Annotated in this window: 17 protein-coding genes, 1 tRNA gene and 1 pseudogene; 2 read left to right on the top strand and 17 right to left on the bottom strand. The window is 44.0% G+C overall.

The window, feature by feature from the left end:
* Window positions 1–2 precede the first annotated feature (2 nt).
* Genes moaA through B5G11_RS10785 form a run of 3 tightly spaced genes read right to left on the bottom strand, consistent with a single transcriptional unit; the run spans window position 3 to window position 2,549 of the window.
* Entirely contained in the window at window positions 3–980 is a 978-nt protein-coding gene (gene moaA / locus B5G11_RS10775; RefSeq protein ID WP_087253477.1) for a GTP 3',8-cyclase MoaA, read from the bottom strand.
* Window positions 961–1,461 carry a cyclic pyranopterin monophosphate synthase MoaC gene (moaC, locus tag B5G11_RS10780; RefSeq protein ID WP_087253479.1) on the bottom strand — a complete coding sequence of 167 codons (501 nt, stop codon included), beginning with the start codon at window positions 1,459–1,461 and terminating at the stop codon, window positions 961–963. The genes moaA and moaC overlap by 20 nt, the downstream gene beginning before the upstream one ends.
* Before the next feature lie 11 nt (window positions 1,462–1,472).
* On the bottom strand, window positions 1,473–2,549 hold the full coding sequence (locus tag B5G11_RS10785) for a molybdopterin-binding protein (protein WP_087253482.1): 1,077 nt from the start codon (window positions 2,547–2,549) through the stop codon (window positions 1,473–1,475).
* A gap of 174 nt (window positions 2,550–2,723) precedes the next feature.
* On the opposite strand from B5G11_RS10785, the gene B5G11_RS10790 reads away from it, so the two are divergent.
* Complete coding sequence (locus B5G11_RS10790) at window positions 2,724–3,032, top strand: rhodanese-like domain-containing protein (protein ID WP_087253485.1); 309 nt, start codon at window positions 2,724–2,726, stop codon at window positions 3,030–3,032.
* 77 nt (window positions 3,033–3,109) lie between these two features.
* Here B5G11_RS10790 and B5G11_RS16450 read toward each other — a convergent pair whose 3' ends face one another.
* Window positions 3,110–3,268, bottom strand: coding sequence for a hypothetical protein (locus tag B5G11_RS16450; protein WP_162611658.1), 159 nt, complete (start codon window positions 3,266–3,268; stop codon window positions 3,110–3,112).
* 53 nt (window positions 3,269–3,321) lie between these two features.
* A pseudogene (locus B5G11_RS10795) lies at window positions 3,322–3,550 on the bottom strand (transposase); the annotation flags it as partial.
* A 186-nt stretch (window positions 3,551–3,736) separates the two neighbouring features.
* Between B5G11_RS10795 and B5G11_RS10800 the strand changes: the two are divergent.
* Window positions 3,737–4,123: a hypothetical protein gene (locus B5G11_RS10800; RefSeq protein WP_087253488.1), complete on the top strand. Its 387-nt coding sequence runs from the start codon at window positions 3,737–3,739 to the stop codon at window positions 4,121–4,123.
* A gap of 40 nt (window positions 4,124–4,163) precedes the next feature.
* Here B5G11_RS10800 and B5G11_RS16195 read toward each other — a convergent pair whose 3' ends face one another.
* From B5G11_RS16195 to B5G11_RS10850, 12 genes are all read right to left on the bottom strand, one after another.
* A complete protein-coding gene (locus B5G11_RS16195) occupies window positions 4,164–4,643 on the bottom strand; it encodes a Fic family protein (RefSeq protein WP_242959034.1) in 480 nt (159 codons plus the stop codon).
* 35 nt (window positions 4,644–4,678) lie between these two features.
* A complete protein-coding gene (gene rhuM, locus B5G11_RS16200) occupies window positions 4,679–5,008 on the bottom strand; it encodes a RhuM family protein (RefSeq protein ID WP_138373307.1) in 330 nt (109 codons plus the stop codon).
* Between the two features lie 21 nt (window positions 5,009–5,029).
* Window positions 5,030–5,380, bottom strand: coding sequence for a helix-turn-helix transcriptional regulator (locus tag B5G11_RS10810; RefSeq protein WP_158099262.1), 351 nt, complete (start codon window positions 5,378–5,380; stop codon window positions 5,030–5,032).
* Window positions 5,346–5,852, bottom strand: a complete 507-nt coding sequence (locus B5G11_RS16535; RefSeq protein ID WP_204229602.1) for a hypothetical protein — start codon at window positions 5,850–5,852, stop codon at window positions 5,346–5,348. The genes B5G11_RS10810 and B5G11_RS16535 overlap by 35 nt, the downstream gene beginning before the upstream one ends.
* Window positions 5,853–5,871: 19 nt before the next feature.
* Window positions 5,872–6,054, bottom strand: coding sequence for a hypothetical protein (locus tag B5G11_RS16540; RefSeq protein ID WP_087253491.1), 183 nt, complete (start codon window positions 6,052–6,054; stop codon window positions 5,872–5,874).
* Entirely contained in the window at window positions 6,051–6,779 is a 729-nt protein-coding gene (locus tag B5G11_RS10825; protein WP_087253494.1) for a nucleotidyl transferase AbiEii/AbiGii toxin family protein, read from the bottom strand. Before B5G11_RS10825 ends, B5G11_RS16540 begins: the two co-directional genes overlap by 4 nt.
* Window positions 6,766–7,389 (bottom strand): DUF6088 family protein, encoded by a 624-nt coding sequence (locus tag B5G11_RS10830; RefSeq protein WP_087253497.1) that lies wholly within the window; start codon window positions 7,387–7,389, stop codon window positions 6,766–6,768. Before B5G11_RS10830 ends, B5G11_RS10825 begins: the two co-directional genes overlap by 14 nt.
* Window positions 7,390–7,650: 261 nt before the next feature.
* Complete coding sequence (locus tag B5G11_RS10835; RefSeq protein WP_343215504.1) at window positions 7,651–8,985, bottom strand: IS66 family transposase; 1,335 nt, start codon at window positions 8,983–8,985, stop codon at window positions 7,651–7,653.
* Window positions 8,986–9,089: 104 nt separating this feature from the next.
* Complete coding sequence (locus tag B5G11_RS16770; protein ID WP_242959036.1) at window positions 9,090–9,233, bottom strand: hypothetical protein; 144 nt, start codon at window positions 9,231–9,233, stop codon at window positions 9,090–9,092.
* 103 nt (window positions 9,234–9,336) lie between these two features.
* Window positions 9,337–9,732, bottom strand: a complete 396-nt coding sequence (tnpB, locus tag B5G11_RS10840) for an IS66 family insertion sequence element accessory protein TnpB (RefSeq protein WP_087253501.1) — start codon at window positions 9,730–9,732, stop codon at window positions 9,337–9,339.
* Entirely contained in the window at window positions 9,725–9,952 is a 228-nt protein-coding gene (locus B5G11_RS16340) for a hypothetical protein (protein ID WP_087253504.1), read from the bottom strand. The genes tnpB and B5G11_RS16340 overlap by 8 nt, the downstream gene beginning before the upstream one ends.
* Before the next feature lie 383 nt (window positions 9,953–10,335).
* Window positions 10,336–10,406 (bottom strand) — tRNA-Trp (locus B5G11_RS10850).
* Between the last annotated feature and the right edge of the window lie 131 nt (window positions 10,407–10,537).

The following is a 10,537-nucleotide window of genomic DNA, read 5'->3' on the forward strand; positions in this document are numbered from 1 at the left end:
TGTTATCCTCCTATCTCATTCATCCTTTTTTTCTCACTGATCTGATCCGGCTCTTCAAACCGGTGCCCGGCCGGCTTTCTTTGTCCCGCCGCACGAAAAATCTTCCGGATCCGTTCCTGTTTTTTCTCCGGCGTTTCCCCGCTTCTTATGACAGAGCGCAGATCTTCCGCATCGTCATAGCAAAGGCAGTATTTCAGCTTTCCGGTACTTGTAAGACGCAGGCGGTTGCAGCTTTGGCAGAACTTTCCGTGAATCGGAGAAATCAGTCCCGTCCTCCCAAGGAATCCCGGAATCTGCATATACACTGCAGGCCCAAATCCTGCACCTGCTGCCGGTGCCGCCTCCTGAAGATCCGGATACCGGTTTTTGATCATCTCAAGCACCCGCCGGTTGTCCAGTCCATGGTACTCTTTTCCGTATCCGATCGGCATCATTTCGATAAACCGTACATCCACCGGCCACTTTTCCGAAAGACGTGCCAGATCCAGAATTTCCGTCTCGTTGATTTCTCTGGCTGCCGCCACATTGATCTTGGTCCGGATCCCTGCGCTGACACAGGCTTCCACCGCCTTCAGTACTTCCTCCAGGCCGTCATATCCGGTAATCTCCCGGTACTTTTCTCTCTGCAGAGTATCCAGGCTGATATTAACTCCATCCAGTCCTGCCTCGAGAAGATCCGGAAGAAATTTTCTCAGCCAAATCCCGTTCGTCGTCAGCATAACCGTCTCAATTCCCGGAATCGCTTTCAGCATCCGGACACAGTCCGGACATCCTTTCCGTACAAGAGGCTCCCCGCCTGTCACACGTACATGACGGATTCCTTCCTGTGCCGCCACCCTTGTAATTTCACGGATTTCCTCGTAAGTCAGGATCTCCGACATCGGCACGGAATCAATGTCATGGGGCATACAGTACCGGCACCGGAGATTACACCGGTCTGTAAGGGAGATCCTGAGATAATCAATCTTCCGCCCGCTCATAGTCTCCTGATGCACCACCTTTTTTTCTGCATAGAAAGATATCTGTCATTTCCATGCTTTTATCTACCGCCTTGCACATATCATAGATTGTAAGAAGCGCCGTATTCACTCCGGTCAGAGCCTCCATCTCCACGCCGGTCTTACCCTCGCAGCGCACCGTACAGACTGCCCGGATGTATCGTTTCTTCGGATTCCGGTCCTTTCGTTCCCCGATCATCTCAAAATCCACGGCCACTTTCGTCAGGCTGATCACATGGCAAAGCGGAATGATCTCACTTGTCTTTTTCGCTCCCATGATTCCCGCAATCCGGGCTACCGAAAGGACGTCTCCTTTTTTCATGCTTCCTTCCAGAATCTTCTGATAGCACTCTTCGGACACACCGATCTCGCCCTGTGCCGACGCCTCCCGTCTGGTCACCGCTTTTTCTCCGATATCGACCATCACCGCGTTTCCGCTTCCATCAAAATGTGTAAATTCCATATCTGTTCTCCCTACTTTCCAAATCCGCAGTTCGGATAGGTGCAGACCGGGCAGTTCAGACACAGTCCGCCCTCTCCGAGATGTGCAAGCTCCTCTGCGGTCACCGGATCATCCGCCAGTACTCTTGGCAGTACCAGATCGAAGATCGTCCTCTTTGCGTACATCACGCAGCCCGGAAGTCCCATGACTGCCTGACCTTCTTCCATATAAGAAAGCAGAAACATGGCTCCCGGAAGCACCGGAGCTCCATAGGATACGATCCGTGCGCCGGAATTTTTAATCGCAAGGGGCGTCCTGTCATCCGGGTCTACACTCATTCCCCCGGTACAAAGCACCAGATCCGCTCCTTCTCCGAGAAAACGCAGAATCGCCTCTGTCACCATCTCCGGTTTGTCATCGCATACGGCATGTCCGATAATCTCCACCGGATAATGCCCGAGCTTTTCTTCCAGTACCGGAGTGAAGGTATCTTTGATCCGTCCTTTATAAACTTCGCTTCCGGTCGTGATGATGGCAGCCTTTTTCGCCCTGAAAGGCAAAATCGAAAGGATCGGCGCTCCGCCGTTTTCCTCCTGCACCGCTTTTTCCGCTCTGTCCATCTTGTCTTTTCCGATGACAAGCGGGATGACACGCATCCCTGCAAGCTTGTCGCCCTTTTTCACCTCGGTATTACCGTGTCGTGTGGCAATCATCATTTCCCCCTGGGAGTTTACCCGGTAAAGGGCTCCGGAATCCACTTTCAGAAGTCCGTCCTTCTCCGCTGTCAGCTCAATCTTACCTTCCTTTGCTTCCGACGCGCTCATATACCGGAAGCACTTTACTGCTCCGTCAAAGGCCGCCTCCGCACTGCTTCCTCCCTGACAGATCCTGCGCAGAATCTCGGCTCCTTCATCTTCGTGAAGCATCCCTTCTTCCTGCTCCCAGACATACAGATTCTCCTTCCCCACACTTAAAAGAACCGGAATATCCTCCCTGGTGACAATGTGTCCTTTTCTGAATACCGGTCCTTTCTTTTTGTCCTTTATAATCTGCGTGATGTCATGGCATAAAATACATCCCTCTGCATCTTCTGTTCTGACTAATTTCATGTTTCTTCTCCCCGTTCTTCTCTTTGATACCGTACTGTTTTTCAAAACATAACGACTGGTACAAGTATAGCAGAAGATCAATGCCCTGTAAAGCGTTCTCTTTTTGTGACATGATCACAGAATTTTCCTCAAATATGGTATACTATAAGAAAAAACCGAAAGGAAGGTCTGCTTATGTCATATACAAAAATTACACAGGAAGAAGCAAAAAAACTGATGGATGAGAGGAACGACATTCTGATCGTCGATGTACGAAATCCGGAAGAATACGCACAGGGACATATCCCGGGTGCCATTAATGTTCCAAATCCTTCCATCACCAACCGTGAAATTCCGGAGCTTCCGGATAAGAATCAGGAGCTTTTAATCTACTGCCGTTCCGGACAGCGCAGTAAAATCGCAGGAAAGAAACTAGCCGTCCTCGGATATCAAAATATCAAAGATTTTGGCGGTATTATGGAATGGAAATATGAGGTGGAATAATCATAGACGAAAAGGTGGACACTACCGGTACTTCGGTACCGCAGTGTCCACCTTTTCTGTGTTTCCTTTATTGTTTTCTACAGAAGCTGGCGGACCGGAATGGTTTCCTTCTCCTCTCCTGTCTTAAAAGATTTACAGCAGGAAAGATCCCAGATTTCCTGAAAATAATTCTGAAGCTGCAGATAGGATCTGCCTTCTCCCGGCACGGACTCGTATACGAGAATATCACGATCCATGTTGTAGGACTTCTTATATTCACCGAGGAAAATGTCATCGGTATTTCTTCCGCGAATTTCTGTGATGCAACAGCTTTCGAGAGATGTCTGTGCTTCATCATGCCTGACACATTCAAATCTTCAATGGTTATATAAGATGGCTTGGTTTTCACGATCTCTGCTACCGTTTTATTGATATAGTCAGTACGGATGTTATCTATCTTACGATGAAGTCTCTGTACTTTCAGCTTTTGTTTTTTGTATATTCTTCTGAGCGGACTCTCCTTTCTTTAAATTCTCATTCATCTTCTTTTCCTCCTATAAGCTCCCCGAAGTAACTTTACCCTCTGCCGGGAGACCTGTTTCTTGACAAGCAAAGTGGTCTCAAAGTAAAATGCGAGATAATCGTATCACATTCATAAAAACGGTACAACGCACCGATGTGATACAAAAATGCTGAATTTGTTTCACATACAGGAGGACAGATGGATGGATAAGCGAAAAGAAGCAAATCTTCGGGTAAAAGAAAAGATTGCTACTGCACTTCTGTATCTGCTTGAGCAGAAAAGTATCTCACAGATCACAATCACAGAGCTCATCCAAAATGCCCGCATGGGGTTTGAGTTTTTCGGCCGCTACGGTCAGATCGTCCTCGATCTGCACCGTTTCGGATACGGCTCCATCATTCTGGACATGCTCAATCAGTTTCACGAAGAGGTCGCCGGAACAATGCCCCATACCTCTATCGAACGGTACCGCCTCTATATCTACATCGGCTCCCTCTATAATACGGCACTGATGTGGTTAAAAAACGGAAAGCGGGAAAGCCTGGAAGAGATCACGGAACTGTTCTGCTTTTCACTGCGTATGAAATAATGTCCTATAAGACGTAGCTTTCGGTAAAAAGACTCTTCATTTATTGTAGGCAGTTCATAATCACGCTGATCATCATTTCCTTTTCTTCCGGATTTGATTCTGCGATCATAATCGTCAGAGCGACCAAAGTATGATCATTGATCAGCTTTACTCCGTTTTGAAACAATATGTTATTTTTATCCAGAAAATAAAGAAATATGGTAGCTGCTATCCGTTTATTTCCATCCGTAAAACTATAATTTTTCGTGATAAAATATAATAAATTTTCCGCCTTCTCTTCCAGAGAAGGATAAAGATCCATTCCTCCAAAACTTTTATAGACTGCTCCAATGCTCCCTTTGAAAGATTCATCCTTTTCATTGCCAAACAAAGAACTGCTGTCAGCGAATTGCATACTGTCAATTACCCGTCTGCATTCCTCATAGGTTAAAATATAGGTAGCTTCATTGCCTTTAGGTCGTGTCATATTCTGATGATCATAAGCATCCAGTAGTTCCAACGCGTGACTATATCGTTCCACTACAGACAGCACCTGCTTCGAATCAAAACTGTTCTCTACTCTTTTAATGCAGAATTCGCCCAGCGTCGAAACTCTACGCCTCGTTTAGATTTTACACGATAGCCGACGGAGATAATTACGTCCGATGTATAAAATGGAACTGGTTGCTTTACTCCAACAACACGCATTTTTTGCGTGTTGTTTTCTCTTATGAGTTCTTCTGAGAAAACATTATTTATATGTTTCCGAATTGTCTTTTCATCACTTCCAAATAATACAGACATCTGATTAGCACTAAGCCATACTGTATCACTTTCTATTGACACTGGCAGCGCAATACTCTTATCTTCTGTCTCAAATAAAACAATTTCTTTTTCATACCCCATAAGTTTCTCCCTCCTTTCATTCTACTCCATATCACTTAAAGCCTGCAAATACCCATCTAAACGTTTCCGTGCACCCGGGTCAAGCCTTTCATATTTTTGAATCAACTCATATTCTCTTGAATTTTTGTCAATCACAACATAGTCCATCTGCTTATATTCCTTGGGATTTTTACTATCCGTCTCCAACAGCAGCTCATATGGAGAAATTTCCAACACCTCACATATGATCATAATCTTATCCGCAGAAGGATTCGTTCCCTTTCGCCTCCAGTCACTGACTGTACTCTGAGATATACCTGTTCTTTTCGCAAATTCAATTTGTGACATTCCCTTTTCTTCAAGATATTGATAGATTCGTTCGCTTATAAGCATAGCCTCTCCTTTCATCTTTTCTTCCAATTTTACCTTTCATCTTTTCTTTCAATTTTATCTTGACAAACCCTTTTGTTCTTATTAGTATAAGAGATGAGAAATGGGTTTTTACCAAGTATGATTTAAAATCGGAACGGGTTGCTCGTTTCTTTTTTATATCTAAAATGTCATATAGATAATAATTCCCATTTTTTGCATGACGCACCAACATGGAGACATGATACACGTTATAACGTTCCACTACTCCCTGTTCATCATAAACGGGCAATGCAAATCTGGAATCATACCGGTACCAGCCAAATACTGCATCTCGCAAATGTTTATTTCCAGAATTCGGTCTTTCCTTTTCCTGAATACCTTTTCCATAGGGAATACCTGCTTGGGACAAAAGTAACTGAAGGCACTTAATTTCTTCATTTAATAAACGGATTTCTTCTCTCTGTTCCCGAATAATCTTATCTTTATTATCCATATTTTTACCTGTTTGATTTCTAAAAAGAAATGTCCTGTATAATTTTTCTCATATTCTTAATGGTATCCTCATAAGACACAAAGTCTTCTGTAAAATAACTGGTGATAGACTGATAATCTTCTTCATAAAAGGAATTATCACAAAACTCTGTAATAATGGCAGATACATCTACTCCTTCTTTTGCGGATGGACATACAGTCATTTGAGCCCGATGCTCCCTGACCTCTTTGACCAATGAGACAAACTTATTATAAAATCAATGAGCGGAGTAAGTTTATAGACATCATACAAATGACGCGAATACCGCTTTGATTTCCCCTGCATATAATAATCACAAAGAGCAAAAATCTTATCAATATAAGTCCTTTCCAACGACTGTAAATTCATTGAAAATCTGTCAAGGGAAAATTGTTTTACCAGATCTATTCGATTTCGCTTTTCCAGATAATCCCCAATATAATTATGTATCTCTACCGACTGTGTCGGAAATGCATACGACCCCAATGCAGTTTCCAGTTTTATATACTGCGGCAGTCTTTCATCTTCCAGTTCAAATACAGAAGTATATGAAAAGAAATAAGCGTTATAGTCCCTGTCGCTCTGGGTTTCATTCCAGTTTGCAATCGGCATTTCCAGTTCTTCGCTTATTCCTTTTAAAACAACATTCTTAAGTTTTTTCCTTCTACTCTCTCCTATATGCTCTTTGAAAGTAATATCAATATCTTCTGAAAAACGATTGATTAAATGATATCCTTTGGATAAAGACGTCCCTCCTTTGAAAACACACAGATCAAGCTGCTCTGACAATAATTTCAGGATCAGTGTAACATAGTAATCTTTTTCTACTACTATAGGTGTTCTTCCACTTTGCTCAGCAGTCTGTTCCACCATATCCTTAAACATTTCTCTATCCTTATGAAGATACATACTCTACCTCCGTTTCATATATTGCTTTATATATCTTGAGTGGATAGTTTGTGATATATCTGTCGATCTTTTTCTTTGTAATACCATTTTTCCTGGCATATTCCGTTAAAATTTTTCCACACTTTTCCGGTTCTATCTCTGTGCATTTTTCAATATCCTTTAAACAATCAAGAAACTGGAGAACCGGCGCATTTTCTTCAGTGATTTCCACCACTGGCCTTCTGATAATATACTGCCTGTTTTTAATTGTCGTTTTCCTTACCAACGCCGGAGCAAAATTGCTGTTTATCTCCTGAGTAAGCGGAACCTGCGTGGATAATCCCATGCGGTTTGCCAATGTATAGCCGGAATAGTAACCCACCCGCTTTCCCCTGCGCAAGATATACTTATGAACAGCTACTGTATCCGGGGACAAAGACATTCGCTCACCGAAAATATCCGTTTTGGGGAAATAGTATACTCCCGGTTCAAATCGGCATATGGATCCACTATCAGCAAGTTTTTTTAAATGATATCTAAGATTTTCTTCTGTCATCCCTGGGATATCAATATCTCCGGTAAAAATAGGTTCTCCTAGAATATAATTTTCTTTCAAATATTCATATAACATAATCGCTTTCCTTTCATTAAGTAAATATTTTATTTACTTATCGTTAGTATACTTAAAATTTTTTTCTTTGTCAATCGCATCTGATTTATTCATATTGTTTCCATCTACATCACTGTTTAACAGGACATTTTCGTCCTATTAATGTCCTATAAAACATAGTTTTTAGAAATTCAAAGTGCCATTTAAAAGTAAGTAGGTAATCATCCGTACCTTGACAAAATAAGAAATCCCCCCGGCACTTTCGAGGGGAATATTTGTCTCTTATTTTTTCAGTTTGCTGTGGCATTCAGCCGGCAGGCTGGTGGACCATGGAAGCAGTTCCAACATCGCTGTTTCCGTAATGCTGTATACGGTTGCGCTGGCCTGTGCTCCCCGGATACTCTTGGCAAACAGCCAGTTTCGACGCCCTGTCGCAAAGTTTTTCAGCGGCCGTTCTGCCGCCAGATTATCAATGCTTAAGTGTCCGTCTTCCAGATATCTCCTCAGATAAACTTTCTGGTTCAGGGTATGCAGGACAGCTTCGCCGATCAATGAAGACCGGTCTACGGAATCCTCCAGTGTATGAAGCCACCCAAAGAAAGCCTCTAAAAGCGGCTTCGCCTGCTTTTGACGCTCTTCATACAGTTCTTCCGGCGTCTTGTCACGGATCATCTCTTCAATTTTATAGAGCATCCCGATCCGTGCCAGTGCCTGATATGCGGTTGTCTCCTTCAACTGTTCTTTGGTGAAATCCTTTTTCAAGGCCGTCAGGGCTTCATCGAATCTGCGTCTCGCATGGGCCATGCATCCCGTCACAGTGATCCTTTCCGGGAGATTGTGGTATGCCTGATAACCATCGCAGGTGAAAGATCCCTCAAACTGATCTCCAAGGAATTCCGCCGGATGATATCCGGCACGGGTTCTTTCGTATTGGAAGAGGACCATCCGCGGAGAGCCGCTGTATTCATCCGTGAGATAGACCCACATCCAGTTCTGGGTGGAACCCTTCTGATCCGGCTCATCGATCACCTGCATTCTGGTTTCGTCTCCGTGCAAATAGTTACTCCGGAGCAGCTCTTCTTTCATCAGATCATAGAGCGGCTGCAGATACCGGTCTGCACATTGGATGATCCAGTTCGCCATGGTCTTTGTGGAAAGATTCAGGTCGTACCGGGCGAATTCCCGTTCCTGACGCGCAAGCGGCATCCCGTTTACATACTTGGCATTCATGATGCCTGCAACAAGGGACGGGGTTGCAGCACTTTCTTTCAGGAGTGACGGCGCTTTTTCCGGCCGTTTCATAGCCCCGCATTTCGGACAGCTGTACACAAAAATCACTTCCTCCACAACTTCAAACCTCGCGGGAATGAATTTCAGTCTTTTGACTCTTTCCTTTGTGACAACCTTATATTTCGTATTGCAGTCCGGGCAGTAACGGTCGTCTCCCGTCAGCTTGTACTCGATCACTTCGGTTGTCTCAAAGGAGGAAAGGTCTTCTTCCTTTTTTCCGGAACGTTTTTTTCTTTTGTAAGAAGACGGATGGATCTCTGCCAGGTCCGGTTCCGGGGCATTCAGGTCTGCTTCCCGCTCTGCCTCGTTAAAAAGATTCAGCTGGATATACCCGTCCGCATATTTTTCACTGGATGTGCCAAAGCGTTTCCTCTGAGCAAGAGTAAGCGGTCAGAGAGCATTGCGTTCAGGAATTCCAGTTCCTTTGTTTTCTATTCCAGGATCTGGATCCTTGATTCCTGCTTCTGCAGCGTTTCTTCCTGCTTTTGACGATGCTCCTGCATAATCTTCAGCAAAGAGAGCATGGCCTCCCTGTCCATCCTGTTCAGTTGTTCTTCTGTAAAAACCGGATCCATCGCACAGCCTCATCTTTCTAAAATCTCTATTGACAGTTTACCATAAAAGGATCTGCTTTCTATTGGAAACCGCCTTCAGGAGTAGAGGAAAATCTGCGTAAAATCAAGAAATTTTCGGCTTTTTGCGAATTGACAGGAATCGAGAGCAGACCACGATCTTTGGGTGGCGTTCTTCAAAAGCGCCGCTGGGATTCAGGGATAATCCATCGCACAGCCAGTGGAGCTCTTTGAGAGTCACTTTCCGCAGTTCATCCGGTGTGTCCGGCCAATGGAAGGCATTCCGCTCCAGACGTTTCATCAGGATCCCGAATCCGGAGCCGTCCCACTGGAGAATCTTGATCAATGTGCGTCTGCGATTGCAGAACGCGAACATACAGCGGGAGTACGGATCGAGATGGAATTTCAGTTTGATAATTGCGGCCAAACCGGTATAGCTTTTACGGAGATCAGTCACTCCACACGCCAGATAGACGGTTGTGCTTCCAGAGAAATCAAGCATAGTTCTTCAACGCCTGCAAGAGCGTAGTCAGTATCCTGGCTGAGCAGTCAGCGCCAATTTCAATCCGGATATTTTCCGGAAGAAGGATCGTAACAGAATGATTTCCTGTCCTAGAGTTCAACTGCAGCTCTTGTTCCGAAGGCAGCTTTGTGAACACCATATCAGATGCAGGTTCTTTTCCTGGTGCTTCTGACTGAATCTTTCGGATCCAATAGCCCAAAGTAGACTGGGGGATCTTATTCTGCTGACCACACTCTCCTTTCTTGTCTATTATTATAGGCTGAATATAGAAAGGATTGAAGAAACAATAAGTTCTCAAGTATATACCCGGAGGTTTGTCCTGATGCTTTCGTCCAAACACAGTCGAGACAAGCTGGATGCTCGGCTATGCGATCTTAGGTAATATTCCGCTTTTTTCAGGAAATATTTCTACACTTGTAATTCATCTTCTTGCCTTTGTAATTGCCTTTTTGCTGGGATGTATAGTGGTGAAATTAAAACAATTATAGTTCTAACATAAAGACATGTTTATATTGTGTTCTACCTTGTGTTCTATTTTAAAATCAGACATGAAAAAACCGCCGAATTTCGGCGGTTTTTCAGCAGGGGATGAGAGAATCGAACTCCCGCTAAGAGTTTTGGAGACTCCTGTCATACCATTTGACCAATCCCCTATATTCTATTTCAGATACAAAGAAACACACCTTTTCAGGTGTTTCCTTTTGTGTACCTTCAAAACCACATATAAGTCCACGTTTCTGTCATCCTGCTTTTTCCTATCCACCATTCCTTGGTTATGCCCTCG

This window comes from Drancourtella sp. An57 (genome assembly GCF_002161525.1).
Lineage (GTDB): Bacteria > Bacillota > Clostridia > Lachnospirales > Lachnospiraceae > Sellimonas > Sellimonas catena.